This window comes from Pantoea sp. SOD02 (assembly GCF_024707505.1).
Classification (GTDB): domain Bacteria; phylum Pseudomonadota; class Gammaproteobacteria; order Enterobacterales; family Enterobacteriaceae; genus Pantoea; species Pantoea symbiotica.
The window spans coordinates 263444-280406 of sequence record NZ_CP102605.1; the positions used below are offsets into that span (position 1 = coordinate 263444).

12 protein-coding genes and 2 pseudogenes are annotated in these 16963 nt (G+C 53.6%); 9 read left to right on the forward strand and 5 right to left on the reverse strand.

Annotated elements, in window-relative coordinates; translation table 11 throughout:
• Positions 1-32: 32 nt before the first annotated feature.
• Complete coding sequence (locus NR302_RS20740) at positions 33-2156, reverse strand: TonB-dependent siderophore receptor (protein ID WP_258145690.1); 2124 nt, start codon at positions 2154-2156, stop codon at positions 33-35.
• Between the two features lie 405 nt (positions 2157-2561).
• Here NR302_RS20740 and NR302_RS20745 point away from each other — a divergent pair, with 405 nt between their 5' ends.
• The 3 genes from NR302_RS20745 to fetB are packed head-to-tail and all read left to right on the forward strand — an operon-like array spanning position 2562 to position 4904.
• The gene (locus tag NR302_RS20745) at positions 2562-3473 is read left to right on the forward strand and encodes a MurR/RpiR family transcriptional regulator (RefSeq protein WP_258145691.1); all 912 of its coding nucleotides are present in this window, start codon (positions 2562-2564) and stop codon (positions 3471-3473) included.
• A 14-nt stretch (positions 3474-3487) separates the two neighbouring features.
• Positions 3488-4156 carry an ATP-binding cassette domain-containing protein gene (locus NR302_RS20750; RefSeq protein WP_258145692.1) on the forward strand — a complete coding sequence of 223 codons (669 nt, stop codon included), beginning with the start codon at positions 3488-3490 and terminating at the stop codon, positions 4154-4156.
• Positions 4143-4904, forward strand: coding sequence for an iron efflux ABC transporter permease subunit FetB (fetB, locus tag NR302_RS20755; RefSeq protein WP_154156813.1), 762 nt, complete (start codon positions 4143-4145; stop codon positions 4902-4904). Before NR302_RS20750 ends, fetB begins: the two co-directional genes overlap by 14 nt.
• A 1-nt stretch (position 4905) precedes the next feature.
• Here fetB and NR302_RS20760 read toward each other — a convergent pair whose 3' ends face one another.
• Entirely contained in the window at positions 4906-5805 is a 900-nt protein-coding gene (locus tag NR302_RS20760; protein WP_258145693.1) for a LysR family transcriptional regulator, read from the reverse strand.
• Positions 5806-5964: 159 nt separating this feature from the next.
• Between NR302_RS20760 and NR302_RS20765 the strand changes: the two genes are divergently transcribed.
• Entirely contained in the window at positions 5965-6471 is a 507-nt protein-coding gene (locus tag NR302_RS20765) for an SRPBCC domain-containing protein (protein ID WP_258145849.1), read from the forward strand.
• Between the two features lie 23 nt (positions 6472-6494).
• Here NR302_RS20765 and NR302_RS20770 read toward each other — a convergent pair whose 3' ends face one another.
• Positions 6495-6731, reverse strand: coding sequence for a LysR substrate-binding domain-containing protein (locus NR302_RS20770; RefSeq protein WP_308714021.1), 237 nt, complete (start codon positions 6729-6731; stop codon positions 6495-6497).
• Between NR302_RS20770 and NR302_RS20775 the strand changes: the two are divergent.
• From NR302_RS20775 to NR302_RS20785, 3 genes and pseudogenes are all read left to right on the forward strand, one after another.
• Positions 6727-6870 (forward strand): annotated as a pseudogene (locus tag NR302_RS20775) (glyoxalase); the annotation flags it as partial. The gene NR302_RS20770 and the pseudogene NR302_RS20775 sit on opposite strands and share 5 nt — an antisense overlap.
• A gap of 67 nt (positions 6871-6937) precedes the next feature.
• Positions 6938-7825, forward strand: a complete 888-nt coding sequence (locus NR302_RS20780) for an alcohol dehydrogenase catalytic domain-containing protein (protein ID WP_258145694.1) — start codon at positions 6938-6940, stop codon at positions 7823-7825.
• A gap of 18 nt (positions 7826-7843) precedes the next feature.
• Positions 7844-8947, forward strand: coding sequence for an NADH:flavin oxidoreductase/NADH oxidase (locus NR302_RS20785; protein WP_154156815.1), 1104 nt, complete (start codon positions 7844-7846; stop codon positions 8945-8947).
• Positions 8948-9035: 88 nt separating this feature from the next.
• On the opposite strand, the gene NR302_RS20790 is transcribed toward NR302_RS20785, so the two are convergent.
• Positions 9036-9311, reverse strand: coding sequence for a hypothetical protein (locus NR302_RS20790; RefSeq protein WP_154156816.1), 276 nt, complete (start codon positions 9309-9311; stop codon positions 9036-9038).
• Between the two features lie 102 nt (positions 9312-9413).
• Here NR302_RS20790 and NR302_RS20795 point away from each other — a divergent pair.
• Positions 9414-9580: pseudogene (locus tag NR302_RS20795) on the forward strand (Lrp/AsnC ligand binding domain-containing protein); the annotation flags it as partial.
• Between the two features lie 24 nt (positions 9581-9604).
• Here the strand turns inward: NR302_RS20795 and NR302_RS20800 are convergent.
• The gene (locus NR302_RS20800) at positions 9605-10567 is read right to left on the reverse strand and encodes a hypothetical protein (protein WP_258145695.1); all 963 of its coding nucleotides are present in this window, start codon (positions 10565-10567) and stop codon (positions 9605-9607) included.
• Between the two features lie 381 nt (positions 10568-10948).
• Here NR302_RS20800 and NR302_RS20805 point away from each other — a divergent pair, with 381 nt between their 5' ends.
• Positions 10949-16939, forward strand: a complete 5991-nt coding sequence (locus NR302_RS20805) for an autotransporter outer membrane beta-barrel domain-containing protein (protein WP_258145696.1) — start codon at positions 10949-10951, stop codon at positions 16937-16939.
• Positions 16940-16963: the final 24 nt, after the last annotated feature.

The following is a 16963-nucleotide window of genomic DNA, read 5'->3' on the forward strand; positions in this document are numbered from 1 at the left end:
TGGCTCCGCCCAAGACGGCGGAGCGAATCATGTTAGAAATCGACTGACGCCTGCAGATACATCACGCGCGGCTCACCTTCAATTACGCGCAGATTACCGGCGCTGGATTCGTAATATTCGCGGTTAAGCAGATTCTTCACGTTCAGCTTCAACTGCGTATGTTTACCGATCAGCTGACTATCCCAGGCGATAAAGGCATCCGCCACGGTATAAGCCGGCATCACAAAGCTGTTTTCCGGATCGCCCGCCCGCGTACCGACATAACGCCCGCCGCCGCCGAGGCGCAATTCACCCGGCAACCACGAGAAGCGCAGCGTGTGACTCAGATACAAACTGCCCATGTTGGTTGGGGCATTCACCAGGCGGTTGCCGACGTTGTCTGGGTTCACGTTGTCCGCCACGATTTCAGTTTTGTCGTAGCTGTAGTTGGCAATCAGATTCCAGTCCGGCGTAATTTCACCGTTGATCTCCAGTTCAGCGCCGGTTGAGCGCGCTTTCGGGATATTACGCGTCACGCCGTTGATGAAAATCGACATATCGGTCTCATCAATGCGATACAGCGCCAGCGTTGCGGCCAGATTTGGCGCCACTTGCCACTTCGATCCCACTTCCCAGGTGCTGCCTTTTTCGGTGGATGCCACATCGCCGTTATCATCAGTTTGCGTCGAAGGCGTAAACGATTTGCTGTAGCTGCCATACAGCGACACGTCTGGTAAAACCTTATACACCACACCAACTTGCGGCAGGAAGGCGTTACCGCGATCGTTGAGCGTTGTCTCTGGATTTATAAAGCCATTACTGGAAGTTTGCGTATAGCGTTGGAATCTGCCTCCCAAAACGGCGATCCATTTATCAGTGAGATGGATGCTGTCTTTAGCAAACAGCGAACGGCTATACAGGTTGGTGCGCAGGTTGCTGATGCTGTCGTTGTAGGTGCTGTCGCTGAGAATCGGTTCTTCACCGTAAACCGGATCGTACATATTGAAGCTGCGTGAAACGCTGCCGCGATAGGATCGCGCTTTGTAGGTTTCATTCTGCTCATAATCGACGCCTAGCAGCAGATCATGTTGCATACCCGCAAGGGTTGGCGACCCACTAATGTCCCAGGATACGTATTCGGTTTGATGGTTGAAACCACGGTTGGCATCGGCTCGACGTGAGACGATACCGGTGCTGGTGTTAATTGCAGTGGCGCGCACTTCGTTGCTGTCATAACGGCGCTGCATCCAGCCGTAATTGAGGTGCGTTTCCCAAACGTCATCTAGGTTATAGCCGTAGCTCACGTTAAGACGTTTGTTTTTGCCCCATGCATGGTTGGCGTAGTCGTCCAGACGACGGTTATAAGGAATATCTACCGGCTTGCCGCCGATAAACGCCGTGCCACGGTCGTAAGGCACGTCATATTTATACTCGACGTAACTGACGTTAAAGTTGGCACGATCGCCGTACCAGCTTAGCGAAGGGGCCAGCAGCGTGTGTTCATTGACACCAAAATTGCGCCAGTAATCTTCGCGCTGGCGCTCCGCTACCATGCGGAAGGCGAAGCCGTTGCCGAGCGGCCCGGTGACATCGACCATACCGGTGCCACCGCCGAAGCTGCTGGATTCACCGCTGATATGCGTATTCCATTGATACTGCGGCTTTTTGCTCACCAGATTGATGATGCCGCCGGGATTGAGAATGCCGTACAACAGCGATGAAGATCCTTTCAGCACTTCGACATGATCGATACTGGAATCCATGGTCAATCCCTGATTGCTGCGCACGCCATCAATGAAGATTGAACCATCGGTGTTGGAGCCGAATCCGCGTTTAACGAAGCCATCTTCGGTACCGCCCAACGTATTGCCCTGCGTCACGCCGCTGACAAACTTTACCGCATCGTTGAGGCTGGTGACCTGATAATCCTTCATTACCTGCGGTGTCACCACGCTGATGGATTGTGGTGTTTCACTGCGCGGCGTCGCGGTGCGTAACGTGGTTGCCGCGTCATCCTGGTTATAACTGCTGGTGGAAGAGGGCTGATCGGCCGTGACGGTTAATGTTTGATCGGCTGCAGCGGCAGAAGCGCTATACAGCAAGGTTGAAGCCAGTAAAACCTGAGAGCCAGAGCGCGTATATTTTACCGCTGGTGAAAAACAACAAAGACACTTCATTAGTTTAAATCCGCATCAAATAGGAATATTAAGAAGCGCAGATAGTAATGAGATTGATTTTCATTTACAACTAAATTGTGGCGCTAATTTAGCGGGTTATGGTTTTTTTTAAATAATTAACGGGTTTACATCAGATGGTTGAAAATTTATAAGTTGCAATATTAAAATATTATGTAGTTATAAAATGCTTTGTTATTCATGTCATTACTGGTATTTTGTAGTAGTAGATGTAGTTTTGTTTGCGCGTTTTTATTTTCACTACATTATTGCCTTGTCGGCAAAGGATATGGTTTCCTGACTTGGTTTTTAAATCTGTTCAATTATTTTAACTATTTAAGGTTTTCTTAATCCTCGCGCCAATAATAGGGTTTTTACGGCGCATTAATTTACAGGTGTTTATCTGCCGTGACCGATTCCACGCCAAAAACCAGTAAACGACCTTACGATCTCTACGGTGAACGTTTCCATGCTTGCAAGCATCAACTCACTCCACGTCTGTTAAAGGTTGCGCACTATATTCATCAGCATCGCAGTGTGGTGCTGGACAAAACCGCACTCGGCATTGCGATTGATACGCAAACCTCTGATGCAACAGTGATTCGCGCGATTCAGGCGCTGGGCTTCTCCGGGTATCGCGATCTCAAAATTGTCATTAGTGAATACCTTGGCGTCACGCGGCGTTCCCCCGCGCGTGTGGCCTCAACGGTGAATGAACTGGCGCAGGACGCCAAAGGCAGCATCGATTTTGTGCTGGATAGTTATCGTATCAGCTGTGAAATGCTGGCGGCACCCGCTAATCGTCAGGCGATTCAACAGGCGATTGATCTGCTGCAACAGGCAGAACGTGTGGCGATTTTTGGCATTGGCGCATCAGCGATTCTGGCGGATTACACCGCACGGCTGTTCAAACGCAATGGCACCTCGGCGTATGTGCTGAACCACACGGGCATTGCGCTGAGCGAACAGATTGCTGAAATGCGCCACGCCGATGTGCTGATCATGCTGGCGCAGAGCAGCGCGCACCCGGAAGGCATGGTTACGCTGGCGGAAGCACAGCGGCTGGGCATCAAGGTTGTCCTGCTGACTGCGGCCACCGATTCAATTTTTGCCCAGCATGCCGATGTGATGATTGAAATTCCCCGCAGCCGTTCCGCCGACAAAATGCCGGTGCATGCTACGCCGATGATCTGTCTGGAGATCTTAGTGTTAGGATTGGCCGCTGCCGCGCCGGTCGCCACCATGAACAGCATGAGCAAGCTGTATGAAATCAGTAACGCTTTGACGCGCCCCGGCGCGCGCAAATCCCGAACGCCCTAATTTTGGAAGCAAATATGACCACCGATTTTCCCTTGCTGGATGTGCAAGGCGTAACCTTTTCGCTGCAGGGGCGCACACTGCTGGCGCCCGTTTCGCTGCAAATTAACGCGGGAGAAAGGCTGTTGCTGACCGGTCCTTCGGGCAGCGGTAAAAGCACCTTGCTGAAGATTCTCGCCTCGCTTCTTGAACCGAGCGGCGGGAAGATCTTGTTTAAGAACCAGAATATTGCCAGCTTGAAAACCCAACATTATCGGCAACAGGTTTCCTATTGTTTCCAGACGCCGCAACTGTTCGGCGACACGGTTTACGACAACCTGGCGCTGCCGTGGCACATCCGCCAGCAGAAACCGTCGCGCGATAAATTGGTCGCGTCACTTGCCGATGTGCATTTGGCTGCTGACATGCTCGATAAAAAAATCGAGCAGCTGTCAGGCGGCGAGAAACAACGGGTGGGCTTGCTGCGCAACCTGCAATTTCTGCCGCAGGTGCTGCTGCTGGATGAAGTCACCAGCGCATTAGATGAAGAGAATAAAGTGATCATCAACGCATTGATTGATTCGCTGGTGCGCGAGAAGCATCTCGCTGTGATCGGCATCAGCCACGATGGGCAAGAGATTCGCGAGGCACAACAGGCGCTGAAACTTGAGGCACCAGAGCAGGGAGCGATCGATGAGCCAGCATAATATTACCGACAGCTCGTTATTACTTTCGCTGCTGCTGGTGGTGATTGCGCTGCTGATCAGCCAGAAAGAGAAGCTCGGCATGAGCAAAGACATCATCTGGAGCGTGTGTCGCGCCATTATCCAACTGGTGATCGTTGGCTATGTGCTTAAGTCGATCTTTGATCTGAATAATGATTGGCTCACCGTGCTGATGGTGCTGTTTATCTGCGTCAATGCGGCGCTCAATGCGCGCAAGCGCAGCCTCAATATCAGCAACGGTTTCGTTATCTCGTTTGTGGCGATTACCACCGGCACCACGCTGACGTTGACCATTCTGCTGCTAAGCGGTGCTATCGAGTTTATCCCGATGCAGGTGATCCCGATCTCCGGGATGATCGCTGGCAACGCGATGGTGGCGGTGGGCCTCTGTTTCAGCAATCTCAACCAACGCTTCAGCGATAACCGGCAAAAAATTCAGGAAATGCTGAGCCTCGGCGCACCGGTAAAAATGGCGTCGGCGCGCTTTATTCGCGACAGCATCCGCGCGGCGATGATTCCCACCGTTGATGGCGCCAAAACCGTGGGATTGGTGAGCTTACCGGGCATGATGTCAGGGCTGATTTTTGCCGGTATCGATCCGGTAAAGGCGATTAAGTACCAGATTATGGTGACCTTTATGCTGATTGGTACGGCGAGTTTATCCACCATCATCGCCGCCTATTTAGCCTATCGTCGTCTATATACCGCGCGGGCGCAGCTGAAGTTCTGACCTAAATTGCCGTGGCGAATAGCAAGTCGCGCAACCAGCGATGTCCGGCATCGCGGTGCGTTCTTTCGTGCCACGCCACGGTTTTAGTGAAGCCCTGAATCTCTAGCGGCGGCGCGAAGACTTTCAATCCCGCGTGGTGCAGCGCCAGACGACGCGGCACCACGCTGATCAAATCGCTAACGCGCAAAATCTCCGGCAGCACTAAAAAGCTGCACACCGAAAGCGTGACGCGGCGCGAGCGTCCCATCGCATTCAAAGCCGCATCGGTGACGCCATGAAAACTCCCGCCGATATAAGACACCAGCGCGTGATCCTGCGCGCAAAAGTCGTCTAACGTGAGATTTTCATGGTGGGCGAGCGTATGATCGTCGCGCATCAGACAAACATACTCTTCAGCGTACAACGCGCGGGCATGCAGTTCGGGCGGAGCGGTATCGGGCGTGATCAAGGCGATATCCACCGATCCGCGTTCGAATTGTAGCGCCAACTGCTCATTGTTCACCGGCAATACCGCCACGCGAATGCCCGGCGCCTGCTGACGCAACGCCGCCATAAACGGCACGATCACCGCGCGCAGTGCGTAATCGGTGGCGGCAATATTGATGGTCATCTCAGCGGTGGCCGGATCAAATTGCTTCGGCTGCAGCAGCGCACTCACTTCCGTCAGAATGCTTTTTACCGGCAGCGCCAGTTCCAGCGCGCGCAGCGTCGGCACAATGCCTCGCTGGGTGCGGGTGAATAGCGGATCGTCAAAGCATTCACGTAACCGCGTCAACATGCCGCTGACCGCTGGCTGCGTCAGCGATAAACGCTCTGCCGCGCGCGTCACGCTGCGCTCATCGAGCAGTGCGTCTAGCGCTTTCAGTAAGTTGAGATCTAAAGTGCGGAGATCGGTTTTCATGGTCTTTATCTTTAGCGGGGATGCAGCAAGCATAGCGTGAGATATCACGATAATTAATATCAAAAATAAAAAATGGCGATTGGTGTTATGTCTCTGCCAGCCGGATACTGCGTCTGTCCATTACCAACCCACTTTAACCTTGGGATTAACCCGATGAAAATGAACGCGATTAACTGGCCCGAAGGCTTTGTACCAGGTTTTACGGATAACTACTGCTCGAATGAAGTGATCGTCGCAGGCCTGACAACTGCTGATATCTGGCCGCTGCTCAACACGCCAGCATTGTGGCCGAGCTACTACCAGAATTCCGCCAACGCGCGTTTTTATGACAATAAAGGCCCCGAGCTGGAGCAGGACGCGCGTTTCTACTTTGAAACCTTTGGCTTCCCGGTTGAAGCGCAAGTCACTGAGTATGTGGCACCTGTAGCAGGCGAACCGGCGCGCGTTTCATGGCACGGCTGGGCGGGCGAGCCGGGTAGCGACGATCGTCTGGACGTGCTGCATGCGTGGTTGATTGAAGATCTTTCCGATAATCGCGTGCGCATCCTGACTCAGGAAACGCAAAACGGCAAACCCGCCGTCGAGCTGGCAAAAGCGCAGCCAAACCCGATGATTAACGGCCATCAGGATTGGCTGAATGGCCTGATTGCTGCCGCCAAATCGTAGGGTCGCCATTTATGGCGACCGCCTCACATATTACTGCTCAGCCAGCGCAGCGCCTGCTGCGCACGTGCTGACAGCGGCCACTCGGCGCGGTGAATCAGCCAGATGGTATCCACCAATTCGACGTTATCTGTAGCAACCGCGATCTCTGCTGGCCGCGCAAATACCAGGCGAGTAAAGCGCGGCAGCACCGCAAAACCAAGGCCACGCGCAACCGGCTCCAGAATCAAACCGATCTGATTGCTGAAGCCACGCTGCGGCAAATTGCGTACGCCGGTACGTGAATACTTTCCTGTCGAGAAGCCCTACCGCATGGTGTACATGGAAGATCCGTTCGGCAACATCATTGAAATTTACAGCCACAGCTATGAGCTGACCTACTCCGCAGGTGCCTATGTCTGATAGCCGATTTTCAGTGCCACAACAGTGGCGCGCCTGAACGTGGCAAGGCGAGGCGCTGCAGCAAAGTATGATCAGCGCAGAACCGCTGCAGCCGCACGATGTGCTGGTGCAGAACGCCGCGATTGGCCTTAATCCCGTCGACTGGAAAGTGCTCGAAAGTCAGGTTGGGCAAGTGCCGGGCGTTGACGGTGCCGGAACGGTGGTGGCGCTGGGCGCAGAGGTTGATCCTGGCCTGCTCGGCGCACGCGTGGCCTACCATCAAAGCTTGCGCCGCAACGGCAGCTTTGCCGAGTTCACCGTGCTGGCGGCGCAGGTTTTGATGCGCCTGCCGGATGAGCTGGATTTTGCCACCGCAGCCTCTTTACCGTGCCCGATGCTCACCGCCTGGCAGGCCATCGAGAAAGTGCCGATGCAGCCGGGTGCCGCGCTCCTTATCGCTGGTGCGGGCGGTTCGGTGGGGCATTTCTTAGTGCAGATGGCGCAGGCGCGCGGCTTTGAGGTGACGACGCTCAGCCATGAACGTCATTGGTCGCGTCTGCACGCACAGGGTGCGAAGCGCTGCCTGAGTGATTCAATGCACAATGCCGAAGCAACACAGCGACGCTACTTTGCGGTGATCGATGCCGTCGGCCCGGAACATGCCGCACGTCTGGCGGATAACCTGCTGGCGAACGGTCATCTGGTGTGCATTCAGGGACGCGTTGAACAGTGGCCGTGCGGCCCGTTTGGTCGTGCGCTTTCGCTGCATGAAGTGGCGTTAGGTGCATTACATCTGCACGGTGATGCGCAGCAGTGGCGCGCATTAACGCAGCAGGGTGAACGCCTGATGGCGCAGCTGGTGCAAGGCAAACTGGAAAGCGAGCTGTTGCTGCATTTTCCTTACGATCAATTACCTGCGCAGCTGCTGGCGTTGCAACATCGCAACTTCAGCGGCAAGCAGATCATTTTGCTTTAATCAGATTCAGAGGTGGTTATGTCAGGCCTATTTACGCCCTTTACCTTGAAAGATGTCACGCTGCGTAACCGCATTGCCGTGCCACCGATGTGCCAATACAGCGCCGTGGATGGCATGAGTAACGAGTGGCATCGCGTGCATTACAACAGCCTGGCGCGCGGCGGCGCAGGATTGGTGATTGTTGAAGCCACCGCAGTATCGCCTGAAGGGCGCATTACTCCCGCTTGCCTCGGCATCTGGAATGATGAGCAGGCGGAAAAGCTGGCGCAGATTGCGCGTGAAATCAAAGCGTCAGGTGCGGTGCCGGGCATTCAAATTGGTCATGCCGGACGTAAAGCCAGCGCCAATAAGCCGTGGGAAGGTGACGACCATATCGCCGCCGATGACGCTGCCGGTTGGGAAACCATTGCGCCCTCCGCCGTGGCGTTTGGTCAAAACCTGCCGCGCGTGCCGCAAGCCATGACGCATGGGGATATTCAGCGCGTGCGCGACGACTTTGTGCGTGCCGCTCAACGCGCGCGTGATGCCGGTTTCGAGTGGCTTGAGCTGCACTTCGCGCATGGCTATCTGGCGCAGAGTTTCTTCTCGGTGCACGCCAATCAGCGCACGGATGAATACGGCGGTGATTTGGCCGGTCGCAGTCGTTTCCTGCATGAAACCTTCGATGCGGTGCGCGCGGTATGGCCAGAAAATCTGCCACTGACTGCGCGTTTTGGCGTGCTGGAGTTTGATGGCCGCGATGACGAGACGCTGCAGGAATCAATCACGCTCACCAAACAGTGGCGTGAAAAGGGTCTGGATCTGCTGAGCGTCAGCGTGGGCTTCTCCACGCCGGATGCCAATATTCCGTGGGGACCCGCGTTCCTGGCATCTATCGCCGAGCGCGTGCGCCGTGAAGCAAATATTCCTGTGGCTTCGGCGTGGGGCATCGATGCACCGGCGATTGCCAATCAAACCATCGAAAAAGGCCAGCTGGATTTGGTGATGGTGGGGCGCGCGCATCTGAAAAACCCGAACTGGGCATATCAGGCCGCGCTGGCACTGGATAAGAGCGAACCTTCCTGGGTGCTACCCGCGCCTTACGCACACTGGCTGGAGCGCTATCGGGTGAGTGAGGCCTAAAATCCCATGTAACCAGGTGCGCATGAATGCGCACCCTACAAAACCTCGTAGGGTCGCCATTCATGGCGACCGCTCCTCAGGACTGAGCTTACTTGTACGTTACCTCAATGATTTTAAGGTGGTTAACCGATTTAACGCTCACGGTTCCCAGTTGATACGGCAGCGTTTGTTGTGACTGATTGAGCGCAATCGTACGCACTTTATCAACACCTTGGCGCGTGCAGGTAACGGAAGTCCCTTGCTGTTGAGTGGTCGTGGTACAGGCCGGTTCAACAATCGCACCGCTAAAGTAGATCGTGCCACTCTCCGCCATCGCCGTTTGCAGCAGCATCAGGCCTGACAACAAAACCAAGACTTTACACATAGGCTATCCTCCAGAACGTCTAAAGGGATTTTCGTCCTCGTATGCTTAAACTTTAGAGGATGAGAAGCTGCTTAGGAAAAATCTTAGATTCTTATTTCCTCCTACTGCGTCGGCAGCGATGCTGATTTCTTATTACAAGTGGTTGCAGCAGATATGGATGCGTATGCGGATTTCGCGATGCCGTGATTCGTCGATTGCCGGGAATTAAAGAGATGCAGAGTATGTTCGTGTTGAAAGAGATAAAGGGGATGGCTGCTTGGCCTGTATAATTGAAGCTACAACCCCACGTTTAATTAAAACAAATCAAGATACTTATCAGGTAAACCATCACCTAAGTTCGAATTGTTATAAAAATCTAGTTCAACGCCATGTTTTTCTGAAATTTCAGATATGATTTTCTTGCACGCAGCATTGAATCTCCTCGAATTTCCAATCGGTAATTTATATTCTATTTCAATTGAATTTGTAAACTCCTCGATAAGTTGAAGTGTGAGGAGGTAATTCTCATTAATTCTATTAGTTGTTTGTGTGCAATGGGCAATGCTGTTTCTAATGTCCTTGGCCTTAACTAAGTTGGAATAAAGGCTGTCACTCATTTCAATTTTTTCTTCGGATAAAGAGTAGATTCGTTCACCAAAAGTTGTTACTGATATTTCTTTCTTTCCATATTTACATTTTATTTCATTGATGTTTTTTGAAATAAATAATTGCATCAATATTGCATCCAGCATCAATAGATCGCCTAATGCTATTCCTAACTCTTCAAATCTGTGTTTAAGTAAGTAAATTGATAGTTCAGTTTTATTCTCTGAATTCATGATTTTAGGCATGTAATAGATATCTACTAGATCTGGTGATTCATCCAAAGAAATATTAAGAAGTATCCCTTTAATTTTCAAGTAGGTCTTCGATATAGATGGGATCTTATTGTGTACAACCAACATATTTGAGCTATGAAGAAAAACGTAAGAAAAGAAATAGAATGGTATGGATATGATGTTTTTATGTGATATTGGTGTAAACCCAAATAGTTCCATAATTCTCATAATTGCAATTGTTTCAACTCCGCTTAGTATGATTTTTTCATTGTAGTAAAAATTTTCAATGCATTGAGAATCAATCAATTTAAAAATTATGACTGAATCTTGATCGTTGGATATTGAGTTTAAAAGATCATGAAAAGGATCGCGTTGAGATATTGTTGCTAATTTTAATAGTGCATCAATTGGTTCATCACTAATTCCTTTGAAAAGCATATCGTTCTCCCTAAAGTGAATGTTTTTGCATTATAAAGCAAGGAAAGTTAGTTGGCAAATGGCTATTAAATGGCAGGATTTTTTTAATTGAAATAATATTCCATCCTTAGTTGTTATTTCTGATGTGGCATTTAACATCTGTCAAGTTGACAGTCTATTCAGATCCACCATTAACCTTTCTCTATCTGGCCAAATTCCTAAATCCCATCTCCCGCCTCACAATTCCTTAACTCAAACTAGACGTTTCCTGCGCAATACGTAGATACTCATTACAACAGATGCCAAACATTAAATTTCTGAAACAAATTATATCAGCGACTTAACTTCCAGCGCATTGGCTTACCGTTGCGCGCGTTGTCTTTCTCCTTTGAGGAATACATTGTGTTCAAATTAAATCCGGTGTTACTAAGCCTTGTGGCGGCGCAAGGTCTGATGTTCCCTATCTCACTGTCGTGGGCGGCGGAGTTAAAACCTTATACGCCTGACATTAATGACAATAAAGTTGGAGCTTATTGCTTATGCAATGGCTCGACACAAACGCTGCGCGGTTTACCGCAATTCGCGACAGGTGAAAGCGGGGCAACCACGGTGACGTTTGGCGAATTGCAAAGTATTGGTCGAATAATCAATGACAACCTGATTGACGAGTCGCGGCTGCAAATAGGCCAGCAGAATCTCACCATTCAAATACCGAATTTCGAAGATTGGATATATACAACTTACGACGTTTATAACTCCGCAGATTTAGTCGATTTACCGAGTATCGGCCTCGATACCGTAGTGCCAGATTATTATGATGTAAACGACAAACAATATATTAATGCGCGCATCAGTTCCGTCAGCAACGGCACGCTAAATATCGATATTGGCGAACATGGTGCGGCGGCTAATTCCTCCACTAATAGCTGGTCTATGGCGGCCAAACAAAGCCAACTGTTTACCGCTACCAAAAAAGGTCATCTAAACTGGAATTCCGATAACCGCATCGCCTTTACGGCGGCCACGCCACCTTATGGCGGCGATCGCCTGGCGTACGACGTAGGGAGCGTGGTGGATTATGCCGGAGCCATCAGCGTTTCAACCCTGGATGGCGGTACTACCAACTTCAACATCAACAATATCAACGATCTGCGTCACTATAATGATTGGCTGATCGAGCAAGTCACCTTATCCAACCTCAGCACCGACCGCTACAACGACGAATTCCATAAAGCCTTCATCCAGCGTGACGGACGCGTGGTGTATCGCATGAGCACCAACAATTACGACGATGAAGTGGCGCAATCGCTGGGCGATCAAGTGGTGCTAAGCGCGGATGGCAAAGATGCCAGCGTGAAAATCAATCGCGGCAAAACCCTCGAAGTGCTGGATAGCCACAGCGCGGTGATGCGCGCCAGCAACGGTGCGAAAGCCATTATCAACGGCAAACTTGCTAGCAACGGCTCCGGCTTAGAACTGCTGAACAACGCGCGCGGTCGCAATAATGGCGTGATCAACGCTGGATTTCTCAACAACGCTGACGGCAAAGGCGTCGATAGTAACACCTTGGGCGCAGGCATTGGCGTGCTTGCCACCAACGGCAGCCGCTTCAGCAATGACGGCGTTATCAACTTCCAGCCTGGCAACAGCGATAGCGCGGCGATTACGCTCTACGATGCGCGCGCGATCAATCGCGGCAATATCAATCTCGGCGTCACCGAAACTATTGGCAGCGGCTCAATGACCGGCGTGATCGCCAGCGGCGCAGGCGGTTTCACCAACGCCAAAGGCGGCACCATTTACATCGGGCGCACGCCGCAAAATCACAAGAACGACCTAACCAGCGATGTAGCGGTGAACCTCAGCGGCGGCACAAGCGCCATTCGCAGCTTCCTCGGTTCCCGCATCGTCAACAACGGACGCATCGTGATCGGCTCGCTGGTGCAGAATGCGGTTGGCATGCTGGTTGAATACGGCCCGAATGCCATCGCGCGTAACAACGGCGTGATCGATGTTAATGGGATGGCAGAAGGGCAGCCGCGCGAGAATATCGGCATGTTGGTGGTTGATTCCGGTAGCGGCGGCAAAGTCGGCAATGGCAAAACGGGCACCATCAACCTCAACGGCTACAACAGCACCGGCCTCAAAGTCATTGCCCACGCGGGTGAAAGCGCGAAAGCATATTCGCGCGGTGCCATCAATATCCTCAGTGATGCTGGCGAATATGGCACAACCGATCACAACACTGCCGTTTGGGTCATCGGCGAAGAGGGCGGCAATGCCGTCGCCAACGTTAGCGGACCGATTCAGCTTGGCGGCATTGATGCGATTGGTATTCGCGCCGAAGGCAACGCCACGGTGAACGTCAGCGCCAGCGCGATTCCCGTTGCCGGACCGCGCGATATCTGGGGCCTGGAACGGCAAATCAGTTTCTACACCAAAGGCGAAAACGCCAAAATCAACCTACCGAAAAACGGCAGCTACACGACATCGGTGGTAAACGGCACGATATTCCGTATGGAGGATGGCGCAGATTTTGACGGTCGTGGTATGACACTCTCCATGAACGAAAGGAATACCACGGGCGTCTATGGCAGCGGCGTGGGCACCAACGTGAACACCAACGGTGCAACGCTGAATGTTGGCGTCTTCGCCACCGGGCTGATAGTAGCGCACGGCGCGCAGGGTACGATTGATGCCGCGACACGGTTTAACCTTGATGTTTCTGGCGTGGCGGCACAAGTCGATGGCTCAGCCTACACCCTGCAAGGCGTTGCGATTGATTCCGAACACGGATTCAATACTGATACGCATCTCACCAACCATGCTGAGATTAACGGCAGTGGCCGCTTCCAGGTCGGCTTAATCGCTACCGATTTAGCTCAGCTCACCAACACCGGCGACATCACTTTTACCAGTGAGGACAGCGCCGGCATTTACGCGCAATACGGTGCGAAGGTGACCAACAGCGGCACCATCAACATGACGCTGCGCAGCCAAGCGTTGTATGCCTATGGTATGCAGCGTAGCTTCGACAGCGCCCCGCTGACCGAAATCTCCAACAGCGGCACCATCAACATCTACAACCGCGACAGTTTTGAGTTGAACACCACCATTGGACTGGTCGCCAGCAACTATTTGGCGCGCATCTACCAAAACGGCACCATCAATCTGTATGGCGACAACGCGATGGGTGCCAACGCATTTTTAGGTGGTCGAATCACGTTTGGCCCGAACAGCCGCATCACCTTTAACGACCCGAATCAAACCGGCTATCGCGCCGCCGATGAGGGGACGCAATTAATCAGCAACGGCAACAATGTGGATGTCAGCAGCGCGAATTCGAAACTGTATGACATCAGCAATGGCGCGTGGCTGTACACGCAAGCTCCTGGCAACGTGACGCTCAGCGGCGAAAATAGTCGCGGTGTGGTACTGAGCGGCGAGGGCACGCAAGTGTCTTACACCGACACCTATGTGGTGAGCGGCAAAGGTGCCGCCGTGATGAGCGCCAGCAACCGCGCCGAGGGCGTGATCAGCAGCGGCATTGCGCTCAGCGGTGAAAACACCACCGCCGCGATTGTCAGCGGCGACGAAACGGAAATCTACGCAGCCTCCACCATCAGCGGCAATGGCGCAAACGCGACGGCGTTTGATGTCAGCGGCGGTGCGCGCCTGTTTAACCAGTATCAAGGCGTGGTGGATCTCAGCGGATCGAACAGCACCGGCGCGCGCGTGCATGACGGCGGCAACTTCATTAATCGCGGCAGCATGCACATTGCCTCAGGCATTGGCGTCGATGTGTCAAGCGGTTACGGTCAATATGTGCCGGTCGATAGCTCATTGCGCGTCGATGATGGCATTGCGGCGATGCGCGTCGGCAGCGGCGCATGGATGAAAATTTACGGCGACGGCCAAGGCTACAGCGTGATGCAGGCCAACGGCAGCGCCGACGGCTTGTTGCTGGATGTCGGCGCGGATGGGTTCGAAGCCGACAACATCACTATCGGCGCGTACGGCAGCGGCAGCGCGATCAACAACCGCGCCGAAACACCGAACATCAATTTGGATAACGTGCGTTTAGAGGTGGCAAACGGTAACGGCATTCGCTCGGCGACCTCATTCAACTCCGCTGGCAGTGCGCAAATTAACGTTAGCGGTTCGGGCACCGGTTATCGCTTTGAAAACGCCAATGGCTCAACCACCAGCAACGATCTGGTGATCGGGCCGGATTATTCGATTGTGGTAACAGGAACCGGCAATGGCGTGATCGCCAACACAAGCGGCAACGTGATTTCTCAGGGCTTGATTGATATTCAGGCCGCGAACGGCGGCTCGGCGATTGTCACCAAAACCGCCAGCCAGGTGATTAACCAGGGCACCATCAGTTCGCAAAGTCGCGTTGCGCCGCTGATCGACCTGCGCGGCGGGCAAACGGTATTTATCAATGAAGGCACCATTAATGCGCCGTTCCCTGATCAGGTTGTCGTGGCTGGCGGCGCGACCGATGACGTCATTGCTCTGTTGGATGGTGCGGTGGTTGGCGATGTGAACACCGGCAACGGGCGCGATGAACTGATTGTCACCGGCGGCACCATCAATGGCAGTTTGACGATGGGCAGCGGCGCGGCTAATCAGGCCACGGTGCAGAAGGTGAGTCTGGCTGATACGCGTCACATCACTACGGAAAATGGCGCGGGCAGCACGCTCAATCTCAGCCAACTCAAGGCACGCGGCGGTTCATTCGCTAGCGATGATGCGGCAAAAGGCACCAATCTGGGTTCAGGCTGGAGCACGCTGAACTTCCACAAAACCCAATGGACGTTAACCGACAACATCAAACTGGCGCACAGCACGATTAACGTGGATGCGGGAAGCACGCTGTTCGCGGGTGACAACGTCAATCCGCTGTTGCAAGGCAGAACAAGCGATTCGCTGGTGGTGAATAATGCGGGTACCCTGGATCTCACCAACGGCGGCAACACGGCGGCGAACACGCTGACGATTGACGGCGAACTGGCGTCGGCGGGCGGCAGCATCAAGCTGAACGCCACAGCGGCCAGCAGCGATGTGGTGCTGGTGAATGGCGTGGCATCGGGCGTGACGCAGGTTGAAGCAAAACTCGCGGGAGCGCCTCTGCTCGACAGCAACGGCGATGGTGTGATCACTGCGAACGAAGGCGTGTCGCTGGCGCAGGTTTCCGGCAGCGCGAATGCCAACAGCTTTGCGCTGAAAAGCGGCTATGTCGCATCCGGGCCGTGGCAATACGGTTTATACAGCTTCGCACCGGGCAGCAATGACGCAGCCCGCAGCGCGGTAGGCGGCAGCGCGTGGGATTATCGACTGGCGAACGCCTTCGTGTGCGAAGACGGCAGCCTGTGCCAGCCGTCCGCAGGCAGCGCACAAAGCGTCGCGCGTCTGGCGGTAACGCCGCAGGTGCCGTCCTACATCTCTGCGCCGGTTGGCCTCGCTTATTACTCGCTGGCAATCACCGACGATCTGCATAAACGCCTCGGTGAACTGCGCCAGCAGCAGGCAAATCCGGATGCGGTTGGCGGCGAGATGTTCATCCGCTACATCGGCTCCAACCTGAAATACCAGACCAATCAAAGCGTCAGCAATTACGGTTACGACTTCGATCTCGACTACAGCGCGGTGCAGCTCGGCGGCAACGTCATTCGCCTGGATGGCGCGGACAGCAGCCTGCGCGGCGGCGTGGCCTACACGCGCGGCAACACGCGCATTCGCCCGCATGCAGCAGATGGCTATAGCTCGACCAGCTTCGACAGCGACACGCTGTCGCTGTATGGCACCTGGCTACGCGACAGCGGTTTTTACGTGGACGGCTCGCTGAGCTGGGGCTGGCATCGCGGCGCGACTGACATTGCACGGCAGAAAGATGTCGCCAAACCAAAAGGCAATGGCTGGACGGCTTCGATTGAAACCGGTTATCCGCTGGAACTGGGCGGTGGCGTGCGCATCGAACCACAGGCGCAGATCACCTGGCTGCAAATGAAGATGGACAGCTTCACCGACCGCGATAACACCCGCGTTTCCTACGACGATTACAGCCAGACGATTGGCCGCGTCGGCGCGCGCGTAGATAAAACCTGGCAGGACAGCAGCGCGAATCAGTACACGCCGTATCTGCGCGTGAATTACACGCAGGGTTGGGGCGGTACCGCCAAAGCGAAGATCGGCTCGGCGGATGCTGGCGGCGGTGAAACCTTCGACAGCGGCAAGTTCGGCAAAATGTGGGATGTCGGCGTGGGCGGCACCGCGACGGTAAACAAGGATGTGGCGCTGTACGCCGAAGCGGATTACCGCAAAGAGATCGACGGCAACGGCGCGAAAGGCTGGCGTTACAACGCGGGCGTGCGCTGGTCGTTTTAATTGAACCGGTCGCCTTTGGAGTGA

Bases quoted from the DNA above. Each gene is read 5' to 3' on its own strand.
- NR302_RS20800 (WP_258145695.1), bottom strand. From the start codon at position 10,567: ATGCTTTTCAAAGGAATTAGTGATGAACCAATTGATGCACTATTAAAA.
- NR302_RS20790 (WP_154156816.1), bottom strand. From the start codon at position 9,311: ATGTGTAAAGTCTTGGTTTTGTTGTCAGGCCTGATGCTGCTGCAAACG.
- NR302_RS20780 (WP_258145694.1), top strand. From the start codon at position 6,938: ATGATCAGCGCAGAACCGCTGCAGCCGCACGATGTGCTGGTGCAGAAC.
- NR302_RS20740 (WP_258145690.1), bottom strand. From the start codon at position 2,156: ATGAAGTGTCTTTGTTGTTTTTCACCAGCGGTAAAATATACGCGCTCT.
- NR302_RS20760 (WP_258145693.1), bottom strand. From the start codon at position 5,805: ATGAAAACCGATCTCCGCACTTTAGATCTCAACTTACTGAAAGCGCTA.
- NR302_RS20750 (WP_258145692.1), top strand. From the start codon at position 3,488: ATGACCACCGATTTTCCCTTGCTGGATGTGCAAGGCGTAACCTTTTCG.
- NR302_RS20785 (WP_154156815.1), top strand. From the start codon at position 7,844: ATGTCAGGCCTATTTACGCCCTTTACCTTGAAAGATGTCACGCTGCGT.
- NR302_RS20765 (WP_258145849.1), top strand. From the start codon at position 5,965: ATGAACGCGATTAACTGGCCCGAAGGCTTTGTACCAGGTTTTACGGAT.
- fetB (WP_154156813.1), top strand. From the start codon at position 4,143: ATGAGCCAGCATAATATTACCGACAGCTCGTTATTACTTTCGCTGCTG.